General features: G+C 67.0%; 5 protein-coding genes and 1 pseudogene. 4 read left to right on the top strand and 2 right to left on the bottom strand.

All coding sequences use genetic code 11. From position 1 onward, the window contains the following. Positions 1-59: 59 nt before the first annotated feature. The gene (locus ACH4FH_RS22855) at positions 60-7040 is read left to right on the top strand and encodes a toxin glutamine deamidase domain-containing protein (RefSeq protein WP_398557718.1); all 6981 of its coding nucleotides are present in this window, start codon (positions 60-62) and stop codon (positions 7038-7040) included. Positions 7041-7118: 78 nt separating this feature from the next. Here ACH4FH_RS22855 and ACH4FH_RS22850 read toward each other — a convergent pair whose 3' ends face one another. Together ACH4FH_RS22850 and ACH4FH_RS22845 are read right to left on the bottom strand one after the other, a co-directional pair. Continuing rightward, positions 7119-8102 carry a hypothetical protein gene (locus ACH4FH_RS22850; RefSeq protein WP_398557717.1) on the bottom strand — a complete coding sequence of 328 codons (984 nt, stop codon included), beginning with the start codon at positions 8100-8102 and terminating at the stop codon, positions 7119-7121. 27 nt (positions 8103-8129) lie between these two features. Further along, positions 8130-8686: pseudogene (locus ACH4FH_RS22845) on the bottom strand (GNAT family N-acetyltransferase). A gap of 74 nt (positions 8687-8760) precedes the next feature. Here ACH4FH_RS22845 and ACH4FH_RS22840 point away from each other — a divergent pair. The 3 genes from ACH4FH_RS22840 (at position 8761) to ACH4FH_RS22830 (ending at position 15880) form a co-directional block, all read left to right on the top strand. Beyond that, entirely contained in the window at positions 8761-10896 is a 2136-nt protein-coding gene (locus tag ACH4FH_RS22840; RefSeq protein ID WP_398557716.1) for an SUKH-4 family immunity protein, read from the top strand. 575 nt (positions 10897-11471) lie between these two features. Next, on the top strand, positions 11472-13676 hold the full coding sequence (locus ACH4FH_RS22835) for an SUKH-4 family immunity protein (RefSeq protein ID WP_398557715.1): 2205 nt from the start codon (positions 11472-11474) through the stop codon (positions 13674-13676). A 1007-nt stretch (positions 13677-14683) separates the two neighbouring features. Further along, the gene (locus tag ACH4FH_RS22830; protein WP_398557850.1) at positions 14684-15880 is read left to right on the top strand and encodes an ABC transporter substrate-binding protein; all 1197 of its coding nucleotides are present in this window, start codon (positions 14684-14686) and stop codon (positions 15878-15880) included. Positions 15881-15941 lie beyond the last annotated feature (61 nt).

The following is a 15941-nucleotide window of genomic DNA, read 5'->3' as shown; positions in this document are numbered from 1 at the left end:
CCGTTCTGCAGCACGCCACCACGCATTTCATTTCACGGGGGAGCTCCACCTTGTCTCTGATGCTGCCGGATCCTCTTGAGTGGGTCCTGGACATGCTCGGCTTCAACTGGCCGCATGCAGACGAGGACAAGCTGATCGAGTGCGCCCAGGTATGGCGCACGTTCGCAGCGGAGGTCCAGGGCCATCAGGCCCGGGGCAACACGTACGCGAGCAATGTGCTCGGCGAGAACTCCGGCGACTCCATCGAGGGCTTCAGCAAGGCCTGGGAGAAGTTCTCCGCCGGCTCCGGCTACCTCAACGACGCCGCCGAGGCGGCCGAGGTCATCGCCTTCACGCTGGAGGCCGCCGCCATGCTGGTCATCGGCATGAAGACCGCCGTGATCGTCCAGCTGGCCATCCTCGCCGCCGAGATCATCGCCGCGCAGGCCGCGGCTCCCTTCACCCTGGGCCTGTCTGAAATCGGCGCCGCGGCCGCGACGTTGGCCACGCGTGAAGTGGTCCGCCGCATCCTGAAGGAAGTGGCCCAGCAGATCCTCCAGGCGATCATGGAGGCCGCCAAGGAGCCGGTGATCTCCGCGCTGGAGGCGATGGTCTCCGACCTCATAGCCCAGACCGTCAACCAGAACTTCGGCGCCCAGAAGGGCTACGACCTCGGCCGCACCGCCAAGGAAGGCCAGAAGGCCGCCAAGGACGCCTTCGACAACATGGGCGAGAGCCTGGGCGAGGGGCTTCGTGACGGCGCGGGCGGCCGCGCGGGGCATCGAGCCCGCCAGGGCCTCGACAGCGCAGCCGGCCACGGCAGCGACGGAGGCAGCGACGGCAGCGGAGCGGGCGACTCCGGCGGCGGGTCGGGCTCGGACAGTGGGTCGGGCTCGCGAAGCGGGTCGGGTTCCGGCAGTGGGTCGGGCTCCGGTAGCGGGTCCGATGGCGGCGCGTCCGGTAGTGGTTCCGGCTCGGGCAGCAGCTCCGACGGCGGCTCCGGTTCCGGCACCGGTGCCGGCTCCAACTCTGGCTCTGGCGACGGCTCCACCGACTCCAGCGGCAGTGGCGCGGGCGGCGGCAACCGCAGCGGCTCGGACGGCGGCGGTTCCACGAGTCACACCCCCCGGGCTTCGGACAACGCGGGCGCGTCGGGTGGCCCCGGCACCAGCGGTGCGGACTCCGGCGGCACGGGCACCAACCCGTCCTCCTCCAACAGCCCCACCAACAGCCCCTCGGACGGTACGTCCAACGGCGCCGACCCCGCCCGCAGCGTCCCCGACGCCCAGCCCCTACCGCCCCCGGAGCAGCGCTCCCCCTTCGACGAGGGCTTCCGAGGCGGCAACGACAGTCCCTACGGGACCTCCCCCACCCCCGACTCCGGTCCCACTCCCGACACGGGCACCACCCCCGACGCCTCCCGCTCGGACGCGGACTCGGTCAGCACCCGGCCCACCCCGGACAACACCGCGGACGCCACCCGCCCCGACGCGGACGCCATCAGCACCCAGCCGGCGCCGGACAACACCCCTGACTCGGCCCGCCCGGACCCCGACCCGGTCAGCACACAGCCCGCCCGGGACAACACCCCTGACTTCGTGCGCCCGGATCGCCCGGACACGGACGCGGTCACCACCCAGCCCGCCCCCGACAACACCCCCGACGCCGCCCGCCCCGCCCCCGCGCCGGACCCCGTCGGCACCCAGCCCACGCCGGACTCCACACCCCACGAGGGTGGTTCTTCACGCCCCGACGCGCCCCAGCCGGCACCGGCACCCACGCCGACCCCGGACTCGGACCCGGGCCCCGTAGCCGGCAAACCGCCCTCCAACGGCGACAGTTCCCACGACAGCAGCGGCAACGCCAACAACAACGGCGACAACTCCACCAGCGGCAGCGGGCGCGCCTCGATGCCACACGCCGGCACGCCACCTCAGGGCGCCCCCGCCCAGCACTCCCCGCCGTCCGGCCCGCCCATCCAGCAGCGCGACCCGGCCCCCGGCGACCCCATGCCCACGGTGGACACCCCCGAAGACGACACCGTCACCACCCAGTCCGCAGGCACCGCAACCCTCCCCCCACCCACCCAGCACACCACCGACCCCAGCACGAGCGCGCCTTCCGGCCCCACCCCCCAGCAGGCGCAGCAGTCCAACAACCCCCAGGCCACCGGCCCGATGATGGGCGGCATCCCGCACCAGGGCGGCGCCGGCACCAGCGCCCCTCGCGCCGGCACCCCGCCCCGCGGCGGGGCCCCGGCCAACGGCAACGGAAACGCTTCTGCGGGCACCAACCGCCGCCCCGACGGCTCCCAGGCCATCCACGACGCCACCCAGCAGCCCCGCCCCGAGGCCCCCGCCTACAACCGTCGCCTCGACGGCCCCCGCCAGGAAGAAACGTCCCGCCCCTACAACCCGCGCCTGGACGGCCCGCGCCGCGACACCCCCACCACACCCCCCGGCAACAACCGCCGCCCCGACGGCACCCAGACCGTCCAGGACCACACCCAGCAGCCGAGCCCCGAACGCCCCCCGCACAACCCGCGTCTCGACGGCCCCGCCCGCGACACCGATTCCCACCCCGACGGCACCCGCCCGGACGCCTCTCGCCCGGACAACCAGCAACAGCCCCGTCAGGACGCCCCAACACCGCGCCCCGACAACACAGCTCCAGATAACACCCGTCCGGACAACACCCAGCCGGATCCCACCCGCCCCGACGGCACCCGCCCGGATGCGGACCGCCCGGACGCTGCCCGACCTGACGGAACCCGCCCGGATGCGGCCCGTCCGGACACCACCCACCCGGATGCGGTCCGCCCCGACGCCACCCGCCCGGACGGGACCCGCCCTGATCCGACTCGTCCCGACGGAGAGCGTCCGCCCGCTCAGCCGTCCCCCGCCCGCCCGGACCGGACACAGCCCGACGCCGCCCCTGACCAGGCCCCGTCGCAGCCCGGTGCCCAGGCCCCCGCACGCCCGGGCGCTCAAACCCCGAGCGCACCGAACCCGAACATCCCGCACCAGAACCAGCAGCCGCAGCACCAGCAGCCGACACCGCAACACCCGCAGCCCCAAAACCAGTCGCAAACCACGCCCCAGAGCCACACCCCCACCCAGCAGCAGACCCCCCAGCAACAGCAGCCACAGCAACAGCCCCAGCAGCAACCTGCACCGCACCAACAGCCGGCACCCCACCAGCAGCCGGCTCCGCATCACCAGGACCCCAACCAGACCCAGCCCGTCCCGCACCAGCAGCAGCAAACGCAGCACCAGGCACCGGTCCCGCAGCCCTCGAATCTCCGCAGCCACACCAACGTGCGGATCGGCCTCAACGTCCAGCCGGGTGGCCTCTACTCGCCGTTCCCGCACGACCAGCAGGCGCTGCTGAACACCTTCCCGCGGAACCCGGACGGCACCCCGCGGGCGTTCAACGACCCGTTCCAGCCCTGGGCCCAGCTCCAGAACGACGGCGGCCACACCGTCCTCGGCCGTTCCAACAACTGCGCCGACTGCACCCGCTCCTTCATCGAGTCCTGGTACGGCAACCCGCAGGTGTCCTCGCCACGCACCTACGACCCGGACGGCAAGGGCGGCATCGACCGTGCGTCCGGCGAACAGCACGGCACCGCCAACATCGAGCAGTGGGCGGGCACCAACTTCCGTAACTCCGGGCCGAACTCCAAGGACGGCTACGACCGCATAGCCGACGACCTCCGCAAGGCAGGCCCCGGCGCAGCGGCCGCGGTACTGGTCACCTGGCCCGACAAGCCCGACGGCAGCTCCGGCGGCGCCCACGTCTTCAACGCCGTCAACCACAACGGCAAGATCGTCTGGGTAGACAGCCAGACCGGCAAGGTCAGCGACCAGCCCATCAACACCAGCGCCAAGAACGTCTGGCACCTCGTCCTGGACGCCAACCGCCAGCCGTTCGACCCCGCCGCAGCCCAGAACCAAAACCCACAGCAACAGACCCAGAACAACCAGCAGGCCCAGAACAACCAGCAACAGAACCAGCAGGCGCAAGCCCAGCAACAAGCTCAGGCACAGGCACAGGCACAGCAACAGGCGCAGGCCCAGGCCCAGCAGCACGCCCAAGCGCAGCAACAGGCGCAGGCCCAGGCGCAAGCCCAGGCACAACAGCAGGCACAACAAGCGCAGGCACAAAACCCGGAGCAGCAGAACCCGTACACCCAGCAGCCGCAGCAACAGCCCGGGCCCTACCAGCAACACCAGCAGAACCCGTACACGCAACACCCCCAGCAGCAGCCGGGCCCGTACACCCAGCAGCCACACCAACAGCCGGCGCCGCAGCAGCAACAGCCCAACCCGTACGCGCAGCCCCAACAGCCGGGCCCGTACAACCAGCCGCAGCAGCCCGGCCCCTACCAACAGCAGCCGAACCCGTACACCCAGCCGCAACAGCAACAGCAAAGCCCCTACGCCCAGCAGCAGTCACAACCGCAGCAGCCTGGGCCGTACCAACAGCCTCACCAACAGCAGCCGGGCCCGTACGCCCAGCCCCAACAGCAGCAGCCCCAGGCCTACAACCCGTACCAGCAACAACCCCAGCCTGCGCCGCAGCAGCAGCCTCACCCCCAGGCCCCGCACTACCCGAACCTCTCGCAAAACCCCCAACACCCGGCAGCCGCACCCACCACAGCCGCCGGCAGCTCGCCAACCCCGGACGCCCAGCGCCCCAACGCCCAACGCCCGGCCGCCCGCCCTGAGTCCAACGCACGCAACACGACACCGGGCACCGCCACGGATTCACGTCAGCCTGCCCAGGAACCGTCGCATTCCCAGGCACCCAACGATCCGAACGCTTCCGCCGATCACCGCGAAAGCAACGCCCCCGGACGCCCGGACAACACCGACCAGACCTCTCAGCCGGGTACCGACAACCCGGCGCAGCGCAAGGACGAGTCCGACAGCACGAGCGAAACCACCCCCACCGACGCAGACGACAGGAACAACCAGAACACCGGCTCGTCCGACGCCACCCCCGCCTCCGAAACCCGCAACCGGGAACGCCCGGGCGGTCTGGACGGCCCCACCGACGAGCACCAGCAGCAGGTCGCGGACTCGATCCCCAAGGACGAGAACGGCGAACCGCAGCGTCACCCGGACCCCGACGACGGCAACTGGCTCAACGCCATCAACGACCCCGGCCCCGACGCCCCCGGCCGCAACAACAACTGCGTCGACGCCGCCCTCGCCACCGCCGACACCTACTCCGGCAACCCCACCGCCGCCGCCCAACGCACCCCCGACACCAACCCCGACGGCACCCCCTCCGACCGCGGCGAGAACAACGGCCGCGACCGCATCGAAAACACCCTCGGCGCCCGCTTCAACGACTACGGCAACGGCCCCGACGCCTTCAACCGCCTCGAAAACACCCTCCGCGACTCCGGCCACGGCTCACAGGCCGTCATCATCACCCAGGACAACAACGGCCGCGCCCACGCCTGGAACGCCGTCAACCACAACGGCAAAATCACCTACGTCGACTCCCAGACCGGCCAACGCAGCGACCAGCCCCTCCACAACGGCGACAACGGCGTCCACGCCATCCCCCTCGACTCCGACCGCCGCCCCCTGGGCGAGGGAGCACCACCCCACGATCAACAGGCTCGCGACGATCGCCGCGCGGCCGCCGAACCTGCCGGCGCGGGGAAGAAGCACGAACATCCGGACGAGAACCCCGACAGCGAGCCCGACAGCAAACACCCGAAGCTAGATTCCACGGGCACAAATCCACCGTCAAACTCCGAAAGTGGCGCCACACCGCAGTACAGCCACCCTCACGATCGCGGCGAAAGCGATACCTCTTCGCAAGAGGCGGGCGAAAAGTCCGTCTTCGCGCGTGAAGGTGACACGTCAAAGGAGTACGGACTAGAACCAGACGCCCTGCAACAGGCGCTTCGCGCACAGCAGGCCGTACACCGGGTGCGCCTGGACAACGTCCACGACCACCTCAACAGTTGGGCCGACGATGGAAGTCTGGGGCGTGCACTTCGTACTGCAGCAGGTGACGCCAGGCCGCCCGAGAGCGATGCCGACCGAGGCCCGCTCAGATTCGAAAAGCAAGATCTGATCCGTCACCTACCCGGCTTTAGTAGCATGGAGCACGGGGAACAGATGGCAGTAATTTCCTCGCTGGCACGACTGAGCCTCGCCTTTCACGAACAGCACGGAGTCGGAAACAATCCAAGGAAGGTGCCGAAGCCCTACCTTGGAGAAGGTAAGCCGGCCCCAACTCCGGGCACCAGGGATAGTGCCGCAAAGAACGCGGATGGGTCACTTGGCGTAAAGGGACACCAGGCGTCCGGGGAAAAGTACCTGTCTGACATCCCGGAAGCCGACGATGCCCAGACGAACGACATCTGGAAGCACAGCCCAGACTTCACGGATAGAAACTATGCCGTATTGGAAGTCGAAGGGCCCAACGGGGAAATGACGTATGTGGTCGATTCATCGGTTCCCACAGGGGAGAAATATGTATCCGGCCGCCACTCCGAAAAGCACCTGATCGAATGGCTCAAGCGAAGCAACGAAGGGCTCCCCGAAGGCGGCAAGCCATACACCGCTAAGGGTCTGTACACGGAGCGCGAACCGTGCGGCAAGGGCCAAGGCCACGCCAAATGTTCAGACCAACTCAGGAAGCATCTTTCGGGTATCCCTATCTTCTACAGCACCACTTACCGGACCGATCCCGAGGGAGTGAATGCCCGCAAGGCCCTCGACGTCCTCAAGCGAGGAGAAATCAAGGAGATTTCCACACTCTCGGACGAACAGGTGAGGGCGGAGGTAACTCGACGTGTTACCGAGCGATACGGGCCTGATTCAGGTTGGACCAAAAAGCACCTGACGGAGCTGGCCGAGTCGGATAAGAGTGGAGCCCGCGAAAAGCTCAAAAAGGTGATCGACAGTGACTACAAGAAGCTGAAAGAAGAAGAGCGTACAGAGAAGGAGCGAGCCATCGTGCGCGAGATGGACCGGCATGTCGAAGCCTTGGAAGGGACTTGGCAAAAGGTCTATCCACAGCTGGTCAGTTAGCACTCTGCCCCTCTCGAAGTGAACTAAGCCGTGTTTCGTTGCTACTCCAGAGGGGCGGCTAATCAAGTTTCCGGTCGATCAAATTCGAATTGCACCCTTGAAGCGTTCATGCGGAACCTCGCGATGCGAAACTGCAATCCAGCCGTGGCCAACTTTTTCGGCGATACTGATCGTTGTGGGTGGAATGGAGATCCAGGAGGCAACGTTTTCAGGATCAGTAACGCCCTCGGCATAGTCACCGTGCTCATCAGGGTCGTAGAGCGGGTCTTCCTCATCCACCATCAACGTGCGCTCAAAAGGCATCGGCGCACCGACCCACTCAGGTTCACCATACGTTCGAAAACCTCGCCGATCCTCGCCCTGCTGTGCGACCCACCACACGTTCGCACCGTCAAAATCGTCCACCATGTAGAAGTGCGCTTCTCCACATCGCGCACTCAACTTACGAACAGCTTCCGACCAGTGATCATTGATGTACTCGTCGCCGTAAATTAGGCGCCATCCATCAAATTGCGGAGTAATAAATACGCGATAGGCACGGCCGTCCTGACTATTGACATCGTCGAAATCAATAGAGTTTTCAAGGTCAACGGCTGCGCAAATTCCCATTTCAACAGTCGCCGGCCGGGCATCAACCAGCCCCAGCGCCTGCAGGATGTCGTCAACCTGTGCGTTGGTCACAGCAAGCCAGCGCCCAACCGGCAGGTCCTCAGGACTTTCATCGACGAGCTTGATGCGCACCAGCCGTTCCACGGCCTTGATGTCCCGTTCGGACAGCGCTTCGCCCCCAGACAAATCAGCCAATGCCTGCAGCGCGGGACGCCGAAGTCGCCCTGGCCCCTGCTGCCGGATCCGCTGCAAGACAGGCACAGCCTCTGAGCCGATCGACCGGATGCAGGACTGTGCTCGGAGGCGACCACGCCCGGCCACAGCGCGCAAAAGTGGCAGCAAAGATTCAACAGCACGTGAACCAATTCCACTCAGTTCCCGTTCGGCTGTGTCCTGTTCGTCAGGGTCAGCACTACAAATCTGCTCGATAAGGATCTGGATGTCATCGGTCATGGCACGAACCCTAGCCAAAAAGCCTTGCTACACGGACATGAAGCACCGCTCACTTGCTGTAACGATCGCAAGTGCACCGCACCCCGGCTCCCACCGGCGTGCTCCCCCTCCAATCCACAGGAGAACAACGGCCCCGACCCCATGACTTCGATCGCTTCGGTTCATGGATGGGGGCGCTGTGGTGCTGGACGGATCGAGCGGGTCGGTCCTGCAGGAACGGTGAGCGGGGCCGCGCTCGTGGGCCAGCCAACGGGCCAGTGTGCGTACGGCGTCCGTGCCGAGACCTGGCCATGCCGGCTCGCCGTGAGGAAGATGTCGATGCTTGCGTGGCGGAACTCGGGGTCGGTCTCCTCGTCGAACTGGATCGCCCCGATGACCTCGCCTTCAACGACGATGGCGAGCATGTCCGCGTAGTCGTCCGGCACCGACCACCACGCCGCGACAGCCGGTTCTCTGACGATCCGGTCGAGCGTTGCATTGTCGGGCTCCGTTGTCGGCCGGAGGACGACCGAGGCTCCATGCAGCGGGTTCACGTACACGTTGTCCAAGCGTACGAGGACCGGCCGCGGGGGCAATGCCGGCATTTGTGTCACCTGTGGAGAGGGCTACATCGAGGTCGACCCAGTTGTTTCGGAGCGATTGGCAGCAGAGGAGAGTTGTGCGCCACGAAGTGACCCAGCGGGATGCCGTTGCCCAGCTCAGTAGCTGGTGGCGCAACCCCAATTGGGTGCCGGAGGTGCGAGAGGTTGCCGGCCCTCCATGCTCCGGCCGCACCGGTGTGCTGCGAGGGCTGTCCCAAGAGATCCCGGACGCAATCGTCATCGACGCAACTGGGCGGACCGCCGAAGAGCTGTGCGAGGCAATCAAAGAGCGGTCCCAGGAGGAGCAGGCGGACAGGGGAGCCCTCGTGCTGCTTCTGAACGTTCACCGTGCCGGCCGTACACGCCGGTCCTCCCACCCTCGGCGGATCATCGAATCCCGGCTGGACGAACTCGCGGAGTCTCACGGTCTCGGCATCGTCGTGGAGATCAACGACGAGGAGGACTTCCTCAGCGTGGACCGCCCTCGGTACGTGCTGGATCCCCCCGAAGTTGAGCGCAGCAAAGGCGCCCGCTCCGCCCCTTCGCCTGAAATTCTTGCTCTTGCGCTCGCCGAGGCACGGACCGTGCCTTTGGCCGTATGGCGTGTCCTGGCAACGACTGTCACCTCGCGAACGTGGGACGAGGCAGGTCTCGAAGAGATCGCCTCGCAACACCCGGCGCTTGAGGTGTCAGACCGCGGCACCGTGACATTTGCGGACGAGTCGTTGGCCGATGCATTGCGCAGCACGGTCAGCGACGAGGTCGCGGAGCGTGCTCACCGTGGAGTCGTGACATGGCTGCTCGACACGGCCGCCCTAATGCATGACACAGCCGCCGAAGAGAATCCCGCGCCAGCAACCACCGCGGATTACACCGCGAGAGCGATCGCCATGCATGCGGTCAACGCCGGAGATTTCCGGCGGTTGCTGCGACACGGCACGGCTCTCGCCCTCCTCTCCCAGGATGCCCTGCTCGACGCGGCTTCCTGCCTCCGCCGCGGAGCCCCGGTGGACACCCTCGCGTCAGACGCGTTCTACGCACATTCCTACGGCGTCCGCCCTGGCCATCAGGGTGAATGGGCGGCCTGGCTCCATCTGTTCGCTACCTCGCGAGGCGAGAGGAGAATCGCGCAGGACATCGCCTCTGTCAGCTGGCATTCGCTTCCGTGGCGGTGCCGTTGGACGCACTGGCGGCCGCCCGGCAGCTGGCAGCCTCACTTCATCGAGCCCGGCCCCGTAGCTGGTCTGGCTCACGCGCTGTGGCGGGATAGGCCAGTCATTCTCGGGTGGGGGGAATTCCGAGATGCGGTCCGGCCGATCTGGATGTGGGATGCGGCGACCGGAGAGTTGCTGGCTCCCCACTTCGACACCGTCGTCCCGGACGAAATCCTGGCTGCGATGGCCTGGCACGATGGGCGTGACGAGGAACTGACATTCAAGAACCTCGCGAACGAAGCCGCGCGCAGCTACGGCAAGGGGCCTGACCGGGTTTGGCTGCCGTGTGCCCTGCACGTGGGCGACTCACTGGTGGTCGCCGGGCCGGGCGGTGTCTTCGCGGTCGATCCGGTCGGCACCCGATCGACTTGCGCGCAACTCGATCCAACCAGGGAAGAGGATCAGGTTTGGCCATACCGCAGTGTGACCGGTCCTCCCCCAGCGGAGCTCCTCGCTCCTGAACACAACGCCTGCCAAAGGGTTTTCGCGCCCGATGTCGTCGCAAGGATTCTTCCGGAAAGACTGCCGGCCGGGCTTCGTGACACCACAACACGCAGAGTCCTCCTGGAGGTAGGTCTGCCATTGGGCGAGGTGGGCGGGCTCGAACTCTCTCTTCCCGACGTGGGCGAACTGCCGACGAGCGCCCCCTGGCGTGACGGCGAGCAGCCTGACGACGCTGAGGGCCCCTTCTTCCACATCGGACAATGGTGGGGTGGGGCCGTCGTTATCGACGGAGCAACCGGAATGGTTCTGCGTGCCCAGGCCCAAGACGAGCCTGAGGACTGGAGCCCGGACAAGGTGACCGCGTCAGATCTCCTCTCCTTCGTGGCAATGCTGCAACTCCGCAAGCTTGCCTCGCATTTCATGGCGATGGCTCCGCGCGATCCTGAGCAGCGCGAACTGCGGTATCAACTCGAGGAAGGATTGGAAGGGATCGACGAAAGAGGTGCGGAGTCCCCCGCCTGGATGCGCGGGCTGCTGGGCGACTCCGTGTGGTGACATAGCGCATCGGAGTTGTGGCGGCCATGCGACGGTGGGGTACGGCATCGCCCTGGGGCCGGTTCCGCCGCGACGGGGTGGGAGGCTGGTCGGCCCAACCGACTTGCGCCACGCCTGCCGCCGGCAGGGTGGCGCGCGCCTCACACCTTGCGCGAAACCCCTGATGGTGGAACGTAGAGGCGCGCTGGCGACCGTCCTCAACCCTGAGCCCAGGCCGGACGAGAACTGATCAGATACGCAGTGGCCCCTTGAAGCGTCCGTGCGCCACTTCGCGATGTGCCACTGCGATCCAGCCGTGGTCAACCCTTTCGGCGATGCTGATCGTCGTGGGAGGAATGGAGATCCAGGAGGCAACATTCTCCGTTCAGTGACGCCCTCAGCATAATTACCGTGCTCGTCAGGATCGTAAAGCGGATCCTCAGCCGATCCGGGACTTCCGGATCAAGTCCGGCGTGCGACCGCGCCGCGCCCGGGGCGACCAGAGACATGAGTGCAGCTGTCAGGCGACGGCCGCCTTGCTGACCGACTCGGCGCCGGACGAGCACATGCAAAGCCACCAACCAAGAGGAAGAGACATGTTCGACCGCGATCAAGCAGGCTCAGGTGCCTCCGGTCAAGAAATCACCTCCCTCGTCGTCACTTGGTGGCAGAACTGGCGCCCCGGAGACAACTGGGCCAATCTCGTGGACCCCTCAGGGTCCGACGGCGCTGCTTTTCTGGGCGAGGTGCACCGCCGAATTGAAGGCAGCGTCCTGTTGGACGCCGCTGGGCGGACGGCCGAGGAAGTGCATGCCGAGGTGCTGCAGCGCCTCGGTATCGATCTGTCCCCCGGCAACCGCTGGGATTGGCGTCATGGGCTCAAGCAGCTGGGGCAGAACCGACTCGTCCTCATTGCAAACGCTCATCGGGCGGGCTGTACTCGCGGTTCGTCCGAACCGGATCGTGTGCTGTCCACGACCATCGGAGACTTGGAGGGAGGCACGGTCGGCGTACTTGTTCATCTCACCCCCGAAAGGCTGCCCCGCCTCGCCAAAGTCGCCTTCCGCCTACTGAGTCCTGTCACCACCGAGGTGGACTGGCCGATCCCGGTTCGCGCGTTGTCGCTGGCTCGGCCCCGGATCGTGCCAATGCGCGTGTGGGCCGAACTCACCAATGCCCTTGGCGGGGAACGCGTTTCCGAAACCGTGCTCCACAGCGTGCTGGAAGATTTTTCGCCCCACCTGTTGTCCGGTGAGCACGGCGTGGCTTTCGCCGATGAGAGCCTGGCGGAGCGGCTGCGTCGAGGCATGACGGAGGACGAGATCTGCCGGGTCGACCGGCACATGGCCGAGTGGTTGAAGCGCAGCTGCCTGGAGTTCCGCCATCCGGAGGGCTGGGCCGAATCGGGCCCCGAAGGGCGGTACGCCGCAACGGGGCTTGTCATGCATGCCGCACAGGCCGACTTTGTCGAATCGGTATCGACCGAAGGCAGCGGACGCCGGGGCCTCTTCGAGGATCTCTTGCAGAACGGGGGGATGATGGCCAATGTCCCGCAGACGGCGCTGTTGGATGCCGCGCGCTGCGCTTACATCGGCGACGTGCCGGGGAATGCCGCCGCCGGCGCAGCGGTCCAGCTGTGGTCCTACGGCGTTGTTCCGCCGCGCCAGGCCGAATGGGCTTCGTGGCTGCATCTGATCGCCACCGCCCGCGGCGACCGGGCGTTCGCTGACGCCGTGGCTGACTCCGGCGTGCGGCTTCCTTGGAAGGCGAAGTGGACGCGCTGGCGCCCGCCGGGCGGCTACCACTGGAGCTACCTCGTACCGGGTCCCGTCGACGGGCTGGCCGAAGTCCGCTGGCAGGGCCGCCCCGCCGTCGCCGGCCTCTATACCTGGTCTTCTCGCGCGGACATCTGGGACGCGGCCACCGGTGAGCACCTTGCCGGCCCTTGGAAAGAAGAGATCCCAGAGGAGTGCCGCCCCGACCTCGCCTGGCCCTCTGGGCAAGGGGAAGGCCGTCCGGGACCTGAAACCGTCGCCGACTTCGAAGACGCCATGTCCGACGAGGATGCGGTTCACGACCTGTTTCTCGACAGCCCCCCGCTTCACCTCGACAATCAGGTGATCTTCGGCGGCCCAGGAGGCCTGTTCGCCATCGAGCCCGCGGATGCGGATACGTTCTCCGGGCTCAACTTTCCCGGATTTCAACCCTTTTCAGGAAGCTACGCCTTCACCACCGCGGTCACTCCTGCCGCAACCCCTCCGCCCAGCCCTGCAGATCTGGCCGAGCTTTACGGAGCCCAGAGCATTCACAAATTCTCGGCGGGCATGATTCCCGAGGGGCTCACGGACGAGCCAATGCGCCGCACGCTCACCGAATTCGGTCTGCCCGAAATGAGCGACGAGGACGGCCTGGGCATCTATCCGCACGGTGATCACCGCATGCGCATCTTTGATGAAGTCCCCTGGCCGTCAGACGTCGCACCCGTCGAGGAATCCGGCCCGTTTTTCCAGATTGGCTTCTGGATGGGAGGCGCTCTCGTCATCGACGCCCCCACGGGCCACGTACTGCGCATCCCTTCGGAGCCAGGTGAGGAGCACCTTGCGGGCCTGCCCGCCGCGCACAGCCTGGAAAACTTCCTCACCATGGTCGCGCTGTGGATCACCGGTCTCCTGCTCAAGGGGCTTGTTGAAGGCGACGACGAGGCGAACCTCCTGCCCGATCACGTCCTCGCCGCCCACAGGCGCATCGATCCAGAGGGGGCCGAAGCACCAGCCTGGGCTTACGCCTTCCACAATCCCTAATACCGAGCCAGGAGATCACGCGCCGGCGAGCGACCCACCGGAAGTCGAGAACCGCACGCCGGCGACTCCCGAGGAAGCGCTGGAAATCGCCGGTAGTCATTTCAAGCCTCTCTGCCGCGACGGCACTCCGGCCCCCCTGCACGTCGAAGAGTTCGACATCGGCTACCTCATCTACGCCACGTTTCCCCGGACCGAGCCGCGTGCATTCGGCGGCAGCCACCTCGTCATCTCCAAAACTGACGGGGTGTTGACCTACGTGCCCAACTTCCCTCCGAAGTCGGCGATCGCCCTCTATCGCAAGCGCCACCACCCCAACCCTGAGCCAGAAGACCCGAGGGACGACCCGGCCGACGCGGCCGGCGCAGAGGAGGAGGGTGGGTGGACCGTACCGACGAGTGCTGAGGAGGCCGTGGAGATCGCTCGGACGCGGTTCGCCCCCGTGTGGCCGGACGGGACGTCGGCGCCGTTGCGGGTTCGGGAATTCGATGTCGGATACCTGGTGTTCGCGACACTGCCGCCTCTTCCGGAAGTACCGGCGGCGGAAGGTGGGCGTCGACGTCCGCGGATGAGGAGTCCGGGTGGTACGTGCGTCGTGGTGTGCAAGGACAGCGGGACGATCTGCCGGCTTCCGATGCGTCCGCCTGAGAGTGCGATCACTCTCTATCGCAGGTTCCACCGGCCGGACACGCTGTAGTGCACCGACCCGGGTAGCGCCCCTGCCCCTGCCCTCGCCCCTCCCCGGGCATAAATCGTCCCCGAGCCTGGTTCGTAAGGGTGCTTCGTGGAGATGCAATGCGCGCTTCACGACCGTGCGGCAGAGTGGGCCATCGCGCCACGCGGTGATCGACGATCAACGGCGGGCAGCATGCAGCGGTCGGGTACCAGCAAGCCGCAGGCAGCAGACGGCAGGCAGCAGGCGACGACGTAGGGGGCGACGCGACGTGAAGGCGAGTATCGGCAGGCGGCGGGTGCTGGCGGCCGGCGGTGGGGTGGCCCTCGCCACGGCGTTGGCCACGGCTTGTGGCTCCAACACCGGTCGTGGCGGCTCGGGTTCGGGGCCGGCGATCAGTCAGTGGTACCACCAGTACGGCGAGCCCGGCACCCAGCAGGCCGTGAAGCGGTACGCCGCCGCGTACAAGAAGGCGGACGTCACGGTGCAGTGGCGGCCGGGCGACTACGACCGGCAGACGGCGGCGGCGCTGCTGACCGACTCGGGGCCGGATGTCTTCGAGGTCAACGGGCCGTTGCTGGACCAGATTCAGGGCGGGCAGGTCGCCGATCTGACCGATGTCGTCGAGCCGGTCAAGGATGACTTCAACCAGGCCGTGCTCGCCCCGAAGATCTGGCGGGACAAGATCTGGGGCATCCCGCAGGTCGTCGACATGCAGTTGCTCTATTACCGGAAGAGCCTGCTGAAGGACGCGGGCGTCGAACCCCCGCGGACGCTCGATGAGTTGGTGGACGCGGCGAGGAAGCTGACCACGAAGAAGACCAAGGGGCTTTTCCTGGGGAATGACGGTGGGGTGGGGGTGCTCGGCGGGACCCCGCTGTTCGCTGCCGGGCTGAGTCTGATCGGTGAGGACGGGAAGGTCGGGTTCGACGACCCGTCGGCCGCCCGCGCGCTCGGCAAGGTCCGGCAGCTGTACGCCGACAAGTCCCTGCTGCTCGGGGCACCTACGGACTGGTCCGATCCGGCCGCCTTCATCCAGGGGCTGACCGCGATGCAGTGGTCGGGGCTGTGGGCGCTGCCGCAGATCAAGAAGGCGTTGGGGGATGACTTCGGGGTGCTGCCGTTCCCGAAGGACGGGAGTGCAGGCAAGCCGTCCGTTCCGGTGGGCGCGTACGGTTCCGCGGTCAGCGCGCGGAGCGCGCGCAAGGAGGAGGCGAAGGCGTTCGCCAAGTGGCTGTGGGTGGACCGGACCGATTTCCAGCAGGACTTCGCGCTGTCGTACGGGTTCCACATCCCGGCGCGGATCTCGTTGGCGAAGAAGGCCCAGCAGCTGCGGGAGGGGGCGGCCGCGGATGCGGTGCGGTACGCGACGGACCACGGCTACGCCGAGCCACTGCTGTGGACGACCGCGGACCGTACCGCCTACCAGGATGCGCTGAGCCGCATCATCAAGGACGGCGCGAACCCGGAGAGTGAGCTGAAGCGCGTGGTGCGCAAGGTCAACGCCGAGCTTCAGCGGGTCAGGAAGACGTGACGGCGGACCGTACGGCGGTGGGCGAGCCCGACGCCGCAGCAGATCCGGCGGCGGTGAACCC

The sequence above is a fragment of the Streptomyces sp. NPDC017993 genome (genome assembly GCF_044328065.1).
Classification (GTDB): domain Bacteria; phylum Actinomycetota; class Actinomycetes; order Streptomycetales; family Streptomycetaceae; genus Streptomyces.
The sequence above is the reverse complement of the archived record's forward strand: the minus strand, read 5'-3'. Positions and strand labels throughout refer to the sequence as shown.

Coding starts and splice junctions, on each gene's coding strand:
- ACH4FH_RS22850 (WP_398557717.1), bottom strand. CDS start 8,102: ATGACCGATGACATCCAGATCCTTATCGAGCAGATTTGTAGTGCTGAC.
- ACH4FH_RS22855 (WP_398557718.1), top strand. CDS start 60: ATGCTGCCGGATCCTCTTGAGTGGGTCCTGGACATGCTCGGCTTCAAC.
- ACH4FH_RS22835 (WP_398557715.1), top strand. CDS start 11,472: ATGTTCGACCGCGATCAAGCAGGCTCAGGTGCCTCCGGTCAAGAAATC.